This window comes from Pseudoxanthomonas winnipegensis (assembly GCF_004283755.1).
GTDB lineage: Bacteria > Pseudomonadota > Gammaproteobacteria > Xanthomonadales > Xanthomonadaceae > Pseudoxanthomonas_A > Pseudoxanthomonas_A winnipegensis.
In genome coordinates, this window is sequence record NZ_SHMH01000004.1 from 180,649 (window position 1) to 198,038 (window position 17,390).

Below are 17,390 nucleotides of genomic sequence, written 5' to 3' on the forward strand. Positions count from 1 at the left end.
GCGGCGGCCCTTGACGGGCGTTCGCGGCGCCTTCGACCATCGCCGCTTCTCCCCCCGTGCCGTGAGCTCCCGATGACGCCCGCCTCCCTGATGGTCCGCTGCCTGCGGCGTGTGACCCTGCTGGCCCTGCTGTCCCTGGTCACCGCCACGACCGCGCAGGCCGCGCCGCCGAACTCCGCGCCGTGGTGGACCGGCCTGCCGCCGATGAAGCACACCACGGTCTATGGCCAGACCCTCCGCTACTACGACGTGGGCAGCGGCCCGACCCTGGTGCTGCTGCACGGCCTGGGCAGCAACGCCGGCTTCGACTGGGGCGCGGTGATCCCCGAACTGGCCAAGCACTACCGCGTGCTGGCGCCGGATCAGCTCGGCTTCGGCCAGTCCGCCAAGCCGTCGATCGCCTATGGCGTGACCACCTGGGTGGACATGCTGGGCGGGTTCCTGCGCGACCGCGACGTGCAGGAGTTCTCCCTGGCCGGCGAATCGCTCGGCGGCTGGATCGCCGGCCTCTACACCGTGCGCGCCAGCCAGGCCGGCCTGCCCATGCCCACGCGCCTGATCCTGGTCGACGCCGGCGGCCACCCCTCGATGAAGCCCATCCCCGGCAAGTCCGGCGGCCCGGCCTCGTGGCCGCCGCTGTCCATCGCCGGCACGCGCGAGGGTCTGGCGCGGTTCGTCTTCCACGACCCGAACAAGGTCACCGCGCAGATCGCCGAACAGGCCTTCGCCATGCGCCTGGCCGAGGGCAGCCAGTACACCCAGGACAGCTTCCGCCAGGGCCTGGGCGCCGATGCCAGCGTGTTCCTCGACCAGGCCGCGCTGGCGCGGCTCGACCTGCCGGTGCTGGTGGTCTGGGGCGCGCAGGATCGGCTGGTGCCTCCGGCCAACGGCAAGGACTTCGCCGCCTGGATTCCGCATGCGCGCCTGGTGACGATCGATCAGGCCGGCCACGCGCCGGCGGTCGAACAGCCGCAGCGCTTCCTCGAAGCGGCCCTGCCGTTCCTGCAAGGGCGTTGAGCTTCGACAGCCCGGCACTCCTGCCGGGCGGCGTGGGCCGATCCTGACCCGCTCCCACTTCAAGCGGAAGCAGGCTTACACTCCACCCGCTACGGCAGCCGCCGCCACCGTAGCGACCCGGAAGAGGACTGGCGGCCGTCTTCATTGCGGGATCGGCGATGTTGAAGCGACTTGCCCTGGGTGTGCTGGGACTGCTGGTCCTGGCGGTGGTCGGCCTCTGGCTGCTGGCCTGGCGACCTTCCATCGACCCCATCGCGCCGCCGGCCGCGGCCAGCTTCCCGGCCGAGCTGGTACAGCGTGGCCAGGTGCTCGCCGGCGCCGGCTACTGCGCCACCTGCCATACCGCCAAGGGCGGCGCGCCGTACGCGGGCAACTACGCGATGGAGACCGCGTTCGGCACGCTCTACTCCAGCAACATCACGCCCGATCCGGACACCGGCATCGGGCGCTGGTCGCAGGCGGCCTTCGTGCGGGCCATGCGCCAGGGCGTGGCGCGGGATGGGGCGCAGCTGTTCCCGGCCTTCCCCTACCAGCATTTCGAACTGGTCAGCGACGAGGACCTGCATGCGCTGTATGCCTTCCTGATGACCCGCCCGCCGGTGCACCAGGAGAAGCGCGAGAACGAGCTGCCCTTCCCCTTGAACTGGCGCGCGCTGCAGGCCGGCTGGAAGCTGCTGTTCTTCCGCCACGGCCAGTACGGCCCGGTCACCGGCAAGGACGCGCAGTGGAATCGCGGCGCCTATCTGGCCGAGGGGCTGGCGCATTGTTCGGCCTGCCACAGCCCGCGCAACGCGCTGGGTGCGGAGAAGACCGGCGCTGCGCGTTACGACGGCGCGCGCATCGACGGCTGGTACGCACCGCCGCTCAACGCGACCAACCGCGCGCCGGTGCCCTGGACGCAGGACGAGCTGTACACCTACCTGCGCACCGGCGCCACCGCGCTGCACGGCAGCGCCGCCGGGCCGATGTCGCCGGTCGTGCATCACGGGCTGTCGGCGCTGTCCGACGAGGACGTGCAGGCCATCGCCGCCTACTATGCCGAGCGCTTCGGCACCCGCGGCCAGGCCGCCGCACCGTCCGCCGCGGTGCTGGAGAAGACCATGGCCGGCGACGCGCTCAGCCCCGCGCACCAGCTGGATCAGGCCGCCAACCTGTACAACGCCGCCTGCGCCTCGTGCCACTACAACACCGCGCCCCATCCGCAGCTGGCGCGGCCCGAGCTGGGCCTCAACAACGCGCTCACCGCCGACGAGCCCGACACCTTGATCCAGGTGCTGCTGCATGGCATCGGCACGCAGGAGGGGCAGGCCGGCGTGCTGATGCCCGGTTTCGCGCACAGCTTCAGCGACGCGCAGATCGTCGCGCTGGCGGCGTGGCTGCGCCGCACCCGCACCGACCGCCCGCCGTGGCCGGACCTGGAGCAGCGCGTCGCCGAACTGCATGCCAAGACACCGCCCGGCCCGCAGGCCGGCACCACCGGAGACCAGTGAGATGACCCAGCTCTTCGTCAACGGTGCGCCGGTCGAAGTGGATGCCCAGGACGACACCCCGCTGCTGTGGGTGATCCGCGATCAGCTTCATTTGACTGGTGCCAAGTTCGGCTGCGGCATCGGCATGTGCGGGGCCTGCACGGTGCACGTCAACGGCCGCGCCATCCGCTCGTGCATCACCCCGGTCGGCGCGGTCGCCGGGCAGCAGGTGACCACCATCGAGGGCCTGTCCCCGGATGGCCAGCACGTGCTGCAGCAGGCCTGGGTGGAGGCGCAGGCACCGCAGTGCGGCTACTGCCAGCCCGGCCAGATCATGCAGGCCGCGACCCTGCTGGCCGACTTCCCCGATCCCACCGACGCGCAGATCAACGCGGTGATGGGCGGCAGCCTGTGCCGGTGCATGGCCTATGTGCGCATCCGCAAGGCGATCAAGCTGGCCGCCGGCCAGCTGCAGGCCGCGCAGGCCCAGACCGCTCCCGCCAGCGAGGCCGGCCATGAATGAGATGACCCCGCCGCGCGGGCTGCGCCTGAGCCGCCGCAGCTTCCTGATCGGCGCGGCCGGCACCGGCTTTGTCATGGCCTTCGCGCGCGCCGCGGTGTTCCTGCCCGAGCAGGCGCAGCAGGTGGTCGCCGAAGGCGGCTACGACCCGGACCTGTGGTTCCACCTGGCGCCCGACGGCACGGTGACGGTGCATGTGATCCGCGCCGAGATGGGGCAGCACGTGGGCACCGCGCTGGCCCGCATTCTGGCCGACGAGCTGGAGGCGGACTGGGCCAAGGTCCAGGTCGAGCATGTGGACAGCGATCCCAAGTGGGGGATGATGGTCACCGGCGGCAGCTGGTCGGTGTGGCAGAGCTTCCCGCAGCTCAGCCAGGCCGGCGCGGCCGGGCGCATCACGCTGATCGAGGAGGCGTCCAAGCTGCTGCACGTGCCCGTCGCGCAGCTGAGCGCACGCAACAGCGTGGTCAGCGGTGGCGGACGATCGATCGGCTATGCCGAGATCGTCCAGCGCGGCGACCTGCGGCGCAGCTGGAGCGCCGAGGCGCTCAAGGCCCTGCCGATCAAGCCGCCGGACCAGCGCCGGCTGGTCGGTGTGGACACCCGGGCGCTGGACATCCCCGGCAAGACCGACGGCAAGGGGGTGTACGGAATCGATGCCCGGATCGAGGGCATGGTCCATGCCGCGCCGGTCGTGCCGCCCACGCGCAACGGCTCCAAGGTCGCCTCGGTGGACGATGCAGCCGCCAAGCAGCTCAAGGGCTACCAGGGCCATCTGGTCCTGGACGACCCCTCGGGCACGGTGCCCGGCTGGGTGCTGGCGGTGGCCGATTCCACCTGGACCGCTTTCCAGGCGGCGGCGCTGTTGAAGGTGCAGTGGACCAGCGACGACACCGCCAAGGTGTCCGAGCAGGATCTGCAGGCCCATGCCGCCCGCCTGATCGACGATGCCAAGGCCGGCGCGCGGGTCGTGGAAGGGCCGGTCGAGGACGCCTTCGCCAAGGCCGCGCGGACGATCCAGGCCGACTACACCACCGCCAGCGTGCTGCACTTCCAGCTCGAACCGCTCAATGCCACGGCGTTGCTCAAGGACGGCGTGTGGGAGATCCACACCGGCAATCAGTGGCAGTCGCTGATCCTGCCCACCCTGGCCAAGGCGCTGGGCGTGGGCGAGGACAAGGTGGTCCTGCGCACCTATCTGCTGGGCGGCGGCTTCGGCCGTCGTCTCAACGGCGACTACGCGGTGCCCGCGGCGCTGGCGGCCAAGGCGCTGGGCAAGCCGGTCAAGCTGACCTTCGCCCGGCCCGACGATGCGCGCTTCGATTCGTTCCGCTCGCCTTCGCTGCAGCGCCTGCGCATGGGCTTCGATGCGCAGGGCAAGGTGCTGGCGATGCAGCACGATGCCTGCGCCGGCTGGCCGACCCAGGTGATGGCGCCGGCGCTGATGCCCAAGGCCAAGAACGGTGTGGCCTACGATCCGTTCGCCATCTCCGGGGCCGACCACTGGTACACGGTCGGCGCGCACCGGGTGCGGGCGATCACCAACGATCTGGCCAATCGCGCCTTCCGCCCTGGCTGGCTGCGGTCGGTCGGACCGGGCTGGACCAACTGGGCGCTGGAGAGCTTCATGGACGAGGCGGCGCACGCGCTGGGCACCGATCCGCTGCAGTTCCGCCTGGGCCTGCTCGACGGCGCCGGCGACAACGCCGGCAGCGCGCCCAACGCGGTCGGCGGCGCCAGCCGCCAGGCCGGCGTGCTGCGTCACCTGGCCGGCCTCTGCGGCTGGGGACAGGCCTTGCCGGCCGACACCGGGCTGGGCCTGGCCACCTCGTTCGGCCAGGAGCGCGACATGCCCACCTGGGTGGCCTGCGCGGCGCGGGTCCACGTTGATCGCGCCAGCGGCGAGGTCAAGGTGGAGAAGCTGTGGGTGGTGACCGACTGCGGCACCGTGGTCCATCCCGACGGCGCGCTCGCCCAGACCGAGGGCGCCTGCCTGTGGGGCCTGAGCATGGCGCTGTACGAGGGCACGACCTTCGAGCATGGCCAGGTGCGCGACCACAACCTCAATGCCTACACGCCGCTGCGCATGGCCGACGTGCCGGAGCTGCAGATCGAGTTCGTCGCCAGCACCCAGGCCGCCGTCGGCCTGGGCGAGCCAGCCACCACGGTGGTGGCGCCGGCGATCGGCAACGCCATCTTCCGTGCGGTCGGCGCGCGGGTGCGCCATCTGCCGATCACGCCGGCGCAGGTGCTGGCGGCGCTGCCGGCGGCCCAGGCCAAGGCGCCGGCCTGACCTGGCGCCTGCCGCGGGACAGGCCATCGCGGCAGGCCTGGACCTGACTCGTGGCCAAGCGGCGGATGCCGATGGGGAACCGCTTCCGCAGGCAGGCGGTCACACCGGTCTCCCTTCGCAACAGAGGCGTCGCGCCTGATGCCGTCATCTCCTTCTTCGACGCCGCGCTGGCCCTGGGTCATCGTCGTGGTCCTGGTCGCCGCCGCCGGCTGGTGGCTGTTCGGCCAGCGCGAGGCGCCGCAGTCAGCCCCTGACACCGACGCGGCGACCGCAGCGCAGCCGCAAGGCTCGGCCGCCTCGACGCCGCCCGCCGGATCCCAGCCCCAGGCCGCCCCGGCCATCCAGCATCCGGTGCCCGGCGATGCGGCCGATGCCGCACTGCCGGCGCTGGCCGCCAGCGACGACGCGGCCTGGCAGGCCTTGTCCGGCGCGTTCGGCAACGACGCAGCACTCGGCATCGTGCTGCGCGAGCATCTGATCCAGCGCCTGGTGGTGATGATCGACAACCTCACCCAGCCCAGCCTCACGCGCAATGCGTTGGCGGTGAAGCCGGTGGAAGGCACGCTGCAGGTCAGGGAAGGCGAGACGGCGATGGAGATCGATCCGGCCAATGCGCAGCGCTATGCGCCGTATGTCGCGGCCTTCACCCATGCCGACCCCGCCACGCTGGTGCAGGCGTATCGGCGCTTCTATCCGCTGTTCCAGCAGGCCTACCTGGAATTGGGCAAACCCAATGCCTACTTCAACGACCGCCTGGTGGAGGTGATCGACCATCTGCTGCAGGCGCCGGATCCCAGCGGGCCGCTGAGCGTCGAACCCGACGGCAAGGGCCGCCTGCGCTTCACCGATCCGGCGCTGGAGCGCCTGTCGGTGGGGCAGAAGGCGCTGGTGCGTCTGGGCCCGCAGCAGGAGCCCGCGGTGAAGCAACAGCTGCGCGCCATCCGCACCGCGCTGACGCGCATGGACTAGGCCTGCCCGAAAACGAAGGGCAGGGCGTCTCAGGCCGCGTCCAGCTCCGGGTAGTGGCGGAAGATGCCGTTGGTGTTGAACGGCAGCCGCCGCTCCGAGGCGAGATAGGCCGCGATGCGCGGGCGCTGCGCCACGCGCTCCTGCAGGCCGTGCAGCAGCGGCAGCTCCGGCGCCAGCGCGGCCATGCGCCGCGGGAACATGTACTGCAGCCCGCTCATCAGCTGGAACAGCGACAGGTCGACGTAGGAATGCTGGCGCAGCGCATGCCGGCCATCGGCCTGCGCGAGCACCTGTTCGAAGTAGCCCAGGAACTTGGGCAGGCGCTGCGCGCGCAGGTCCGCGGCGCGCCGCTGCGCCTCGGCCTGCTGGTCCTGGTAGTACAGCGAGGAGGCGATGGGGTGGTGGGTGTCGTGCACCTCGGCGACCAGGTCGGCGATGGTCAGCTGCAGCTGCAGGGCCTGCAGGCGGCGCGACTCGGCCTCGGGCACCAGCTCCAGCGTCGGGCCCAGGTAATGCAGGATCGCGCTCACCTGGGCCAGCACCAGACGCCCGGCCTTGAGGAAGGGCGGCGCGAACGGCCGCGCGCCATCCTGCTGGCCGGACAGGAACGGCTCCATCGCCGCATCGCCCTGCTCGCGGACCACGTCGGTGTAGTCGGCGCCGGCATCTTCCAGCGCCAGCCGCACGAACTCGCCGCGCCCCTGAATGCCGCTCCAGTAGTACAGCTCGTAATGCATCGCGCGCTCCGCGTCCGGGGGAGCGCGTCAGGTTAGTCGAGCCGTGGCGAGGGAGGCGTGATGCGCGCCCGGTGCGGTTCGCACCATTGCCCAACTGTCGCGGATCGTCGGCGTGCGCCCCTGAGTCCCGCACACCAGCGCCCGGCCAGTCGCCAGGCGCCGGCGTCGCCGCTGTCTCAGTAGACCTCCAGCTCGTAGATGCGCGTGGCCGGGTCGCCGTTCTGCGTCGGCGTGTTGATCTTGAGCTGCACGTAGCGCGCCGTGACCGGATTGATGTCGTGCGTGCTGACGTTGGCGGTGTTGCTGCTGGCGCTGGCCACGGTGGACCAGGTGCTGGCGTCGGAGGACACCTGCAGCGTGTAGGCACGGGTGTTCAACGCGCTGTTCTCGCCGCCGGCGCCGGCGTGTCGCACGATCACGCGCTTGACGCTCTTGGCGCTGCCCAGATCGACCCGCAGCCACGCGCCGCTGACCAGGGAACAGAACTTGTCGCTGGTGCCGCCCGAGACGCTGCCGTTGACCGCCTTGGCCGGCGTCTCGTTGGCGTTGCAGGCGCTGCTTCCGGTGGCGGTCTTGGCATAGGCCAGGTTCGGCGAGGCGGTGCCGATGCCGCTGCTCACCGCCTGGTTGATGGCGCCCGCATAGTCGGCCGCGGTGCCCTGCGCGGCGCAGGCCTGGATATCGTCGTAGAGCCAGATGAAGCCGCCGGCGATGCCGGCCGAGGACTTCCAGGCGCTCATGCGACTGTTGACGCTGGCCGGGCTGTCGCCGCTGGCGCAGTTGCTGCCGTGTCGGCTCCACAGCCCCGGATCGACGGTGATGCCCAGGCTGTCGGACCAAGACTTGGGATCGTTGCCGGCGCCGCCGTCGTAGACCTGCAGATAGACCCCGTCGACCCGATCGCCCAGGTTGGTCTTGAGCGTCTTCCAGAACGTCACCTGCGTATACGGCGCGAAGGTGATCGCCAGGCCCAGGCTGTCGTAGAGCATCTTGCCGAAGGCGGTGGCCGAGGCCAGGTCGTAGGCCGACTCGTCGTCGAAGTTGACGGCGTTGGCGCCGGTGGCGTTCTTCAGCGCCTGGAAGTTGCGGTACAGGATGCTGTCCGACCCGGTGCCCTGGCTGTTGATCAGCGCTTTGATGTTCTCGAAATCGGTGGCGCCCGCCGAGCCGACGGACAGCTCGATGCGCGTCACCGAGGTCGGCGCGGCCTTGAGGCGGGTCAGGCGGCTGGGCCAGCCGCTGTCGCCCACGTAGCTGCCGTTGGACACGATCAGCTTGTCGTTGAGGTACAGGTCGCCGTTGGACTGGACGTGCACGCTCCAGAGCATGACGGTGGTGAAGCCCGAGGCGCGCAGATCGTCGATGACGGTGGTGCCGCCGGAGTAGAACGGGCCGCCGCCGTAGATGGCGGAGTCGGCACGGGCCTGGCCGGGGAACAGCGCAGCGAGCAGCAGGCAGAGCGAGAGACGGGTCGTGCGGTGCATGGTCCAGCTCCTGGTTGGCGAAGGCGGGGGACGCCGACGCTCGGCAGGGCGGTGGGCGCCGTCAATTCGCGGAAAACGGTTGCGGCCCGCCGCCTGCGTCGATGTGTGACCTACAACGCAGTTGGGTGCGCCTGCGACGCCCTGGAAAAGTCGGAGATTAGATCGATCCAAAGGCTGCTATTGCGCCGCAGCAGCGGTTTTGCGCGAAGGCATGCGCCGATCGCCGGCCTGCCGTGCGCCTGCGTGTCATGACGCGGGGCTAGGCTCCCGTCAGCCAGGCCTGCTTGCGGGCGCGCGGCAGCTGCTTGACCTGCCATTCGGCGCGCGCGGCGCTGGCGCGGTCGGGGTAGGCGCGGCTGGCCAGGATGCGCAGCGGCGGATGGGCGCGGGTATAGCGCGCGCCGCGGCCCTGCTGATGGGCGGCGAAGCGCGCGGCCACATCGGTGGTGATGCCGCAGTAATAGCTGCCATTGCGGCATTCGAGCAGATAGACGAACCAGGGCGCAGGCGCAGGCATCGGCGGGAATTATGCAGCGCCTGAGCACTGCGTCTCACCACCCCTTGAAACACGCTGGCTGAACGCCATGTGGAAGACATTGCCGGTATCGCCGGCCCCCTTTCTTCGAGGATGTTCCCATGCGAATGGACAAGCTGACTTCGCGCTTTCAGCAGGCACTGGCGGATGCGCAGTCGCTGGCCGTCGGCCGCGACAACAACTTCATCGAGCCGGTGCACCTGATGGTGGCGCTGATCGACCAGACCGGCGGCAGCACCAAGGCCCTGCTGCAGCAGGCCGGCGTCAACGTGCCGCTGCTGCGCGAGCGGCTGGGCGAGGCACTCGATGCGCTGCCCAAGGTCACCGGGCAAGCCGGCAACCTGTCGGTCGGCAACGACCTCAGCCGCCTGTTGAACGTCACCGACAAGCTCGCCCAGCAGCATGGCGATGCCTTCATCGCCAGCGAATGGTTCGTCCTGGCCGCGGTCGAGGACAGCGGCCCGCTCGGCCTGATGCTGCGCAACGCCGGCGCCGACAAGGCGCGGATCAGCGCCGCCATCGACAAGATCCGCGGCGGCGAGAGCGTGCAGAGCGAGAATGCCGAGGACCAGCGCCAGGCGCTGGAGAAGTACACCATCGACCTGACCGCGCGCGCCGAGGCCGGCAAGCTGGATCCGGTGATCGGCCGCGACGAGGAAGTGCGTCGCACCATCCAGGTCCTGCAGCGCCGCACCAAGAACAACCCGGTGCTGATCGGCGAGCCCGGCGTGGGCAAGACCGCCATCGTCGAGGGCCTGGCCCAGCGCATCGTCAACGGCGAGGTGCCCGAGAACCTACGCAACAAGCGCGTGCTGAGCCTGGACATGGGCGCGCTGATCGCCGGCGCCAAGTTCCGCGGCGAGTTCGAGGAGCGCTTGAAGGGCGTACTCAACGACCTGGCCAAGAGCGAGGGCCAGATCATCCTGTTCATCGATGAGCTGCACACCATGGTCGGCGCCGGCAAGGCCGACGGCGCGATGGATGCGGGCAACATGCTCAAGCCGGCGCTGGCGCGCGGCGAGCTGCACTGCATCGGCGCCACCACGCTGGACGAGTACCGCAAGTACATCGAGAAGGACGCCGCGCTGGAGCGCCGCTTCCAGAAGGTCTACGTGGGCGAGCCCAGCGTCGAGGACACCATCGCCATCCTGCGCGGGCTCAAGGAGCGCTATGCGCTGCACCATGGCGTGGAGATCACCGACCCGGCCATCGTCGCGGCCGCCACGCTCTCGCACCGCTACATCACCGACCGCCAGCTGCCCGACAAGGCCATCGACCTGATGGACGAGGCGGCCAGCCGCATCCGCATGGAGATCGACTCCAAGCCGGAGGAGCTGGACCGCATGGAGCGCCGGCTGATCCAGCTCAAGATCCAGCGCGAGATGCTCAAGAAGGAGAAGGACGAGGCCTCGCGCAAGCGCCTGGCCGATCTGGAGAGCGACATCGAGGCGCTGGAGCGCGAGTTCTCCGATCTGGAAGAGATCTGGAAGTCGGAGAAGGCCGCCCTGCAGGGCACGACCAAGATCAAGGAGCAGATCGAACAGGCCAAGCTGGACCTGGAAGCGGCCCAGCGCCGCCAGGACTACGCCAAGATGAGCGAGATCCAGTACGGCGTGCTGCCCCAGCTGGAGAAGCAGCTGGCCGCCGCCGCCGAGGCCGAGCACACCGAGTTCAAGCTGGTGCAGGACCGCGTCACCGCCGAGGAGATCGCCGAGGTGGTCAGCCGCTGGACCGGCATCCCGGTCAACCGCATGCTCGAGGGCGAGCGCGAGAAGCTGCTGCGCATGGAGGACGTGCTGCACCAGCGCGTGGTCGGCCAGGAAGAGGCCATCCGCGTGGTGTCCGACGCGGTGCGCCGCTCGCGCGCCGGCCTGGCCGATCCGGACAAGCCCAGCGGCTCGTTCCTGTTCCTGGGGCCGACCGGCGTGGGCAAGACCGAGCTGTGCAAGGCGCTGGCCGAGTTCCTGTTCGACAGCTCCGATGCCATGGTGCGCATCGACATGAGCGAGTTCATGGAGAAGCACGCCGTGGCGCGGCTGGTCGGCGCGCCTCCGGGCTACGTGGGCTATGAGGAAGGCGGCTACCTGACCGAGGCCGTGCGCCGCCGGCCGTATTCGCTGATCCTGCTGGACGAGGTCGAGAAGGCCCATCCGGACGTGTTCAACATCCTGCTGCAGGTGCTCGACGACGGCCGCCTGACCGATGGTCAGGGCCGCACCGTGGACTTCCGCAACACCGTCATCGTGATGACCTCCAACCTGGGCTCGCACCAGATCCAGGAGCTGTCCGGCGACGACTCGCCGGAGGCCTATACGCAGATGAAGGCGGCGGTGATGGGCGTGGTGCAGGCGCACTTCCGCCCGGAGTTCATCAACCGGCTGGACGACATCGTCGTGTTCCACCCGCTGGACAAGGCGCAGATCAAGCAGATCGCGCGCATCCAGATGAGCGGGCTGGAGAAGCGCCTAGCCGAGCGCGGGCTGAAGCTGGAGGTGTCGGACAAGGCCTTCGAGCTGCTCGGCAACGTCGGCTTCGACCCGGTCTACGGCGCGCGTCCGCTGCGTCGCGCGATCCAGGCGCAGCTGGAGAACCCGCTGGCGCAAAAGATCCTGGCCGGCGAATTCGTCAGCGGCGACACGATTCAGGTCGATGCGCAGGGCGGGCAGCTGGTCTTCAGCAAGGCGTGATCCGGGGGGCGGGATTGGGGACTCGGGATTGGGGATTCGCAGGAGCGGTCCTTCGATCCCGGCCTCGCCCGCTCTGACCAATCCCCAATCTCGAATCCCCAATCCCCGACGGCAACAGCCGTCGAGGACAGCTTGGCGAAAGCCAGCGGCGTGATGCTGTGGGGGCCGGCCTCGTGCCCCTCTTCGCCGTCTTCGCATGTCTGGTTTCGCCCTGGTGTCGTCCGTCGCCCATGCCTGGTCCACGCTGGTCGACCTGCTCTCGCGGCATGCCGTAGCGCCGCTGCTGGACGCGCTGCACCTGCGTGGCCTCAGCGACGACCCGCACGACATCGCCGCCTCGCTGCTGATCGCCGCGCTGCAGCTGGCGATCATCGGCCTGGTCTTCCGCCCGCTGGAGAGCCTGTGGCCGGCCGAACGCTGGGAAGATCGGCGGCTGGCGCGGATCGACTTCCACTACACCTGGGTGATGCTGGTCGGGGTGTTCCCGCTGTTCTCGTTCCTGGTGCTGACGCCGCTGGCGAACCTGGCCGGCGGCGGCGCCGATGCCGGCTCCGCCGGGCACGGCCTGCGCGACGCCTGGCCATGGCTGGACCGCCATCCTGCGGTGCTGTTCGTCGCCTATTACGTGGTCTACGACTTCACCTACTACTGGATGCACCGCGTGCAGCACTGGATGCCGTGGTGGTGGGCGATGCATTCGATGCACCACAGCCAGCGCCAGCTCAGCTGCTGGGCCAACGACCGCAGCCATTACCTGGACGGGGCGCTGCAGTCCTTCGTGCTGGCCGGGGTGGGCGTGGCCTTCGGCATCCGCGCCGACGAGTTCGCCTGGATGATGCTGCTGGGCGAGCTGGTGCAGAACTTCTCCCATGCCAACGTGCGCATCGGCTTCGGCCCGGTGCTGGGCAAGGTGCTGGTGGATCCCACCTTCCATCGCCTGCACCACATGGTCGTCGATCCGCAGCGGCCCAACCTGCACAACTGCAACTTCGGCCAGGTGCTGGCGGTGTGGGACGTGCTGTTCGGCACCGCGCTCTACGGCAAGCCGGTGCGGCCCACCGGCGTGGCCGACCCGATGGTCGACCGCGACAACGAGCTGGGCCTGGTGGCGATGCAGTGGGAGACGCTCAAGCGCTTCTGGGGCGCGGTGCGCTGCCGCGCGGGCTGGACGCCGGGGGACGTGGCCTTCGATGCGCACTATCGGCCGGTGCCGGTGCAGCACGAGGCGCATGCGCCGGTGCCGGCACACGGTGCGCAGGGCGTGCCGGCGCTGGAGGGCGAGCGCGTCCGCTGCTGATCCGGCCCGCGGCGCCGGGGCGGGCGTGCGGCCGCCTCAGGCAGACGTTGCGGCCGGCTCGGCAGCGGGCGGGCGGCCCTGGCGGTAGGGCGGCATGGCCATGATCATCTCGGCCAGCGAGAACGCCAGTTCGCGCTCGGCCAGCACGGCGGCATCGGCGCCGTGTTCGAGCAGGTGTTCGACCTCGGCCTCGCTGTGCGCGCGCGCCAGCACGGTCAGCTCGGGATTGAGTGCGCGCAGCTTGGCGATGGCCTCGCCGGCCTCCAGCGGCTGCGGGATGGCCAGCACCGCGATGCGCGCCTTGTCCGGCTGGGCCTCGGACAGCACCGCATCGGCCGCGGCGCTGCCGCGGATGGCGGAAATGCCGGCCGCATGCGCCTTGTCGACGTTGTCGCGGCTGTCGTCGATCACCACCACCGGCACGCCGCGCTCGTGCAGCACGTGCACCAAGTTGCTGCCGACCCGGCCATAGCCGATCACGATGGCGTGCTCGCCGGCGCGCAGCGGCGGGCCGGGCAGGGGCTCGGGCTCGACCGCCGGAATGCCGGGGGCATCCTGCGGATGGCGCCGCAGCCAGCGGTCCAGCGCGGTGAACAGGAAGGGGTTGGCCACGATCGACAGCAGCGCGCCGGCCAGGATCAGGTCGTGGCCCTCCTGCGGCAGGATCTTCAGGGCCAGGCCCAGGCCGGCCAGGATGAAGGAGAACTCGCCGATCTGCGCCAGGCTGGCCGAGATGGTCAGCGCCGTGCCCTTGGGATAGCCGAAGCTGCGCACGATGGCATAGGCCGCCAGCGACTTGCCGACCACGATGATCAGGAAGGTGGCCAGCACCTGCAGCGGGTACTTCACCACGATGGTCGGGTCGAACAGCATGCCGACCGAGACGAAGAACAGCACCGCGAACGCATCGCGCAGCGGCAGCGAATCGTTGGCCGCCTTGTGGCTGAGCTCGGACTCGTTGAGCAGCATGCCGGCGAAGAACGCGCCCAGGGCGAAGCTCACGCCGAACAGCTTGGCCGAGCCGAACGCCACGCCCAGCGCGATCGCCAGCACCGACAGGGTGAACAGTTCGCGCGAGCCGGTCGCCGCGACGCGCTCCAGCGTCCAGGGGATGACCCGGCGCCCGACCAGCAGCATCACCGCCACGAACGCGGCCACCTGCAGCAGCGTGGCGCCCATCGCCTTGGCGATCTCCATCCACGCGCCGCCGCCGGCCCGGGCGCCGGCCTCGCCTTCGCCCAGCGCGCCGGCCAGCGCCGGCAGCAGCACCAGCGCCAGGACCATGGCCAGGTCCTCCACGATCAGCCAGCCCACCGCGATGCGGCCGCGGCTGGTGTCGAGCATGCGCCGCTCCTCCATCGCCCGCAGCAGCACCACGGTACTGGCCACCGACAGCGCCAGGCCGAAGACGAAGCCCTGCATCGGGTTCCAGCCCATCCACCAGGCCAGCCCGAAGCCCAGCAGCGTGGCCACGGTGATCTGCACGACCGCGCCGGGGATGGCGATCTTCTTGACCGACATCAGGTCTTCGAGCGAGAAGTGCAGGCCCACGCCGAACATCAGCAGCATCACGCCCAGCTCGGACAGCTGCGTGGCCAGGTCCTGGTTGGCGACGAAGCCGGGGGTGAACGGCCCGACGATCATGCCGGCCACCAGGTAGCCCACCAGCGGCGAGAGCTTGAGCTTGTTGGCCAGCGCGCCCAACACGAAGGCCACGGCCAGGCCGACGGCGATGATGTCGATCAGGCTGGTGTCGTGATGCATGGGCGTCCTTCGTGTTGCGAGCCGTCGAGTTTGGCTCAGCATGAACAGGCTGCGCAAATCGAAAATGACCGAACGGTTCATGCAGCCTATCGCTCATGACCGAACCGACAGCTGCGATGCCCCGACCTTACGCCCATCGCCGTTCGCTTCATGCCGATGCGATCTTGTGGTGGCTGCGCGCCCCGCTCGGCGCCACACGCCCCCAACCGCCGTCTTTCCCGCGAACGCGGGAAGTGCCTTTCGGCAGACGCATGTCTGACTATCCGTGGATTTTGGCGATCACGCGCGAAACGCCAAGGTGGCGGCACCCGGCGCCGCACAGCGCGCTATGGATGCACTTCCGGCCGGATACGCACGGCCACCAGCACGCCCGCGATCAGCAGCCCGATCCCGAGCAGCATCACGCCGCCGGGCCAGCTGCCGCGCAGCAGGAAGGCGTAGAGCAGGGCGGCCAGGGTCTCGAACACGATGAGCTGGCCCACCAGCGCGGTGGGCAGGCGTTGGCTGGCGGCATTCCAGCACAGCGTGCCGGCCCAGGAAGACAGCAGGCCGATGGCGCCCATGAGGCCGACGAAGGCCCAGGGGCGCGGACCCAGCGGCGCCACATCGGCCGCCGCGCCCGCCGTTGCGTAGCGCCAGGCCAGATAGGCCGCATAGCCGAGCAGGGCGATCGGCAGAGTCGCCAAGCCCTGGGCCGTGGCCCAGGCGCGCGCCTTGCGGTTCGGATGGGCGCGCATCCAGTCGCCGTTGCGCAGGGGATACCAGGTCCAGCAGGCGACGGCGCCGATCGCCAGGATCGCGCCCCACAGGTAGCGGCTGCGCTGGGCCGCAGAGGCGTGGGCGAGCGTGGCCATCTCGACCTGGTTGACGCAGGCGATGCCGGCCAGGATCACCAGCAGGGCGGGGGCGAGGCGGGGCCAGGGCAGACGCCCGTCGCGGGCGTGGTTGCGCAGGTTGGCGGCGATGGCGATGACCACGGGCAGGGTGCCGATGATCATGGTCGGCAAGGGCGCGCCGGCGCGCTGGATGGCGCTGGAAAGACACAGGTAGTACAGGAAGTTGCCGACCACCGAGAGCTTGAGCGCTTCGGTCCAGTCGGCGCGCGTGAGCCGCCGCAGTTCGGCGCGGTCCCACCAGGCCAGCGGCAGCGTGATCAGGCCGAACGCCAGGTAGCGGCCCAGGGTGTGGAGGATGGGCGGGTACTCGGGCAGCAGCAGCGGCCCGACGAAGACCAGGCCCCACATCAAGCCTGCCATCAAGGCGAATGCCACGCCTGCGCCCATGGTCGGTGTTCCCCTGCGATGCCGTCACGTCAGGCCGCAGGGTGGCGCGTGGGCGCGGCCGTCGTCTTGTACCAGCTTGCGCTTGCGGTGGGGCGGAGGCGTTCAGCGGATCTGGCGTTGATAGCGCGCCGGGGTGACGCCGTAGCGGCGTGCGAAGGCGCGGGTCAGATGGGCCTGGTCGGTCAGGCCGGTGGCCGCGGCGACCTCGGCCGGGCGCATGCCGCGGGCCAGCAGGCGCTTGGCTTCGGCCAGGCGCAAGGCCATCAGCATCTGGTGGGGAGTGAGGTGGTACTGCGCCTTGAACTTGCGCAGGAAGTGGAAGGGGCTCAGGTTCGCCACGGCGGCCAGGTCGGCCAGCGCCAGCGGCTCGTGCAGCGCGGCGCGCATGGCGTCGATGACGGGCGCGAGGCGTGCGGTGGCGCCATCGCGGAGCTCGCGCGTGGCGGTCCGCGCCAGGGGGCGCAGGCTGGCGATGAATTCCAGCAGCAGGCCATCGGCCTGCAGGGCATCGCTGCATTGCCACAGGTGCTGATGCAGGGAGGTCAGGCGCTGCGCGAGTTCGGGATGGCGCGATTCCACCACGTCGCCGAACCACCAGTGCGCTTCGCCGCTGAGGGCGCTGACCAGGGCCGGATCCAGATACAGCATGCGGTAGCGCCAGCCACCCGCGGTTTCCGCGCGGCCGGTATGCGGTACGTCGGGGTGCATCAGGACGAGGGATTGTGGGGTGGCGAGGTGGTCGGCGCCGCGGTAGCGGAACCGTTCGACGCCGGTTTCGATGATGCCCAGTCCGTATGCCTGGTGCGTGTGCGGCTCGAAGGCGTGCTGCACGATGCTTGCGCGGTAGAGCTCGGCGCCCGGCCGGCCCGCCACGTTCCGAAATTCGGCGTGGTCTTCGGAGGCGGTCAGGGGCTCTGGCAGGTGGGGCATGCCGAGAGTCTAAGAGCGATGCGCGTCCTGGTGGCGGTGCTTGAGTCTGGCTTTTGACCGATCTGCTACTTGTTGCAGCGTCATTCGCGTTTGGAGCTCAGTGCCGCAATGTTCCGGCTTCGTCGTTCCATGGGCCGGGTGTTCTAGTTCTGTCGAAGAACAAAAAGCGCTCTTTGCCTGATTGAGGTATCGCGGCGCGTGGTTGTTGTTTTGGCTTCGGGTGGGCGGCGGTCCGGCGGGCGGTGTCCGCTTTTCCCTCGGTCAGGGCATCCTGCCCTGACTCGGGCGCTCGGCGTCCTGCCTCGCTAGGCGCGGCCACCGCCCGCCGGCCCGCTGCTGCGTGCGTTTGGTTGAAGGGCTTCGGGTTGAAGGAAGTCTCGATCCATCTGCCCCAAGGCTCGACCC

13 protein-coding genes are annotated in these 17,390 nt (G+C 70.0%); 7 read left to right on the forward strand and 6 right to left on the reverse strand.

Annotation, left to right across the window (positions count from 1 at the left end; all coding sequences use genetic code 11):
* Positions 1 to 72: 72 nt before the first annotated feature.
* The 5 genes from EAT51_RS09330 (at position 73) to EAT51_RS09350 (ending at position 6,268) form a co-directional block, all read left to right on the forward strand.
* Positions 73 to 1,017 carry an alpha/beta fold hydrolase gene (locus tag EAT51_RS09330; protein WP_130561544.1) on the forward strand — a complete coding sequence of 315 codons (945 nt, stop codon included), beginning with the start codon at positions 73 to 75 and terminating at the stop codon, positions 1,015 to 1,017.
* Positions 1,018 to 1,175: 158 nt separating this feature from the next.
* The gene (locus EAT51_RS09335) at positions 1,176 to 2,507 is read left to right on the forward strand and encodes a cytochrome c (RefSeq protein WP_130561545.1); all 1,332 of its coding nucleotides are present in this window, start codon (positions 1,176 to 1,178) and stop codon (positions 2,505 to 2,507) included.
* A 1-nt stretch (position 2,508) separates the two neighbouring features.
* Entirely contained in the window at positions 2,509 to 3,009 is a 501-nt protein-coding gene (locus EAT51_RS09340) for a (2Fe-2S)-binding protein (RefSeq protein ID WP_130528474.1), read from the forward strand.
* The gene (locus tag EAT51_RS09345; RefSeq protein ID WP_130561546.1) at positions 3,002 to 5,299 is read left to right on the forward strand and encodes a xanthine dehydrogenase family protein molybdopterin-binding subunit; all 2,298 of its coding nucleotides are present in this window, start codon (positions 3,002 to 3,004) and stop codon (positions 5,297 to 5,299) included. Before EAT51_RS09340 ends, EAT51_RS09345 begins: the two co-directional genes overlap by 8 nt.
* Positions 5,300 to 5,437: 138 nt before the next feature.
* Complete coding sequence (locus EAT51_RS09350; protein WP_130561547.1) at positions 5,438 to 6,268, forward strand: DUF3014 domain-containing protein; 831 nt, start codon at positions 5,438 to 5,440, stop codon at positions 6,266 to 6,268.
* 29 nt (positions 6,269 to 6,297) lie between these two features.
* On the opposite strand, the gene EAT51_RS09355 is transcribed toward EAT51_RS09350, so the two are convergent.
* From EAT51_RS09355 to EAT51_RS09365, 3 genes are all read right to left on the reverse strand, one after another.
* The gene (locus EAT51_RS09355; RefSeq protein ID WP_130535219.1) at positions 6,298 to 7,005 is read right to left on the reverse strand and encodes a glutathione S-transferase; all 708 of its coding nucleotides are present in this window, start codon (positions 7,003 to 7,005) and stop codon (positions 6,298 to 6,300) included.
* 176 nt (positions 7,006 to 7,181) lie between these two features.
* A complete protein-coding gene (locus tag EAT51_RS09360) occupies positions 7,182 to 8,489 on the reverse strand; it encodes a discoidin domain-containing protein (protein ID WP_130561548.1) in 1,308 nt (435 codons plus the stop codon).
* A 259-nt stretch (positions 8,490 to 8,748) separates the two neighbouring features.
* The gene (locus EAT51_RS09365) at positions 8,749 to 9,006 is read right to left on the reverse strand and encodes a GIY-YIG nuclease family protein (protein ID WP_130561549.1); all 258 of its coding nucleotides are present in this window, start codon (positions 9,004 to 9,006) and stop codon (positions 8,749 to 8,751) included.
* 119 nt (positions 9,007 to 9,125) lie between these two features.
* On the opposite strand from EAT51_RS09365, the gene clpB reads away from it, so the two are divergent.
* Both clpB and EAT51_RS09375 read left to right on the forward strand, forming a co-directional pair.
* Complete coding sequence (clpB, locus tag EAT51_RS09370; RefSeq protein WP_130517250.1) at positions 9,126 to 11,711, forward strand: ATP-dependent chaperone ClpB; 2,586 nt, start codon at positions 9,126 to 9,128, stop codon at positions 11,709 to 11,711.
* 196 nt (positions 11,712 to 11,907) lie between these two features.
* On the forward strand, positions 11,908 to 13,008 hold the full coding sequence (locus EAT51_RS09375; RefSeq protein ID WP_130517251.1) for a sterol desaturase family protein: 1,101 nt from the start codon (positions 11,908 to 11,910) through the stop codon (positions 13,006 to 13,008).
* Between the two features lie 36 nt (positions 13,009 to 13,044).
* Here the strand turns inward: EAT51_RS09375 and ybaL are convergent, their stop codons facing one another.
* The 3 genes from ybaL to EAT51_RS09390 all read right to left on the reverse strand — a co-directional run bounded on the left by ybaL (position 13,045) and on the right by EAT51_RS09390 (position 16,985).
* Positions 13,045 to 14,772, reverse strand: a complete 1,728-nt coding sequence (gene ybaL / locus EAT51_RS09380) for a YbaL family putative K(+) efflux transporter (protein WP_130561550.1) — start codon at positions 14,770 to 14,772, stop codon at positions 13,045 to 13,047.
* A 326-nt stretch (positions 14,773 to 15,098) separates the two neighbouring features.
* Positions 15,099 to 16,055, reverse strand: a complete 957-nt coding sequence (locus tag EAT51_RS09385) for a DMT family transporter (RefSeq protein WP_130517255.1) — start codon at positions 16,053 to 16,055, stop codon at positions 15,099 to 15,101.
* A gap of 102 nt (positions 16,056 to 16,157) precedes the next feature.
* Entirely contained in the window at positions 16,158 to 16,985 is an 828-nt protein-coding gene (locus EAT51_RS09390) for an AraC family transcriptional regulator (protein WP_130517257.1), read from the reverse strand.
* Positions 16,986 to 17,390 lie beyond the last annotated feature (405 nt).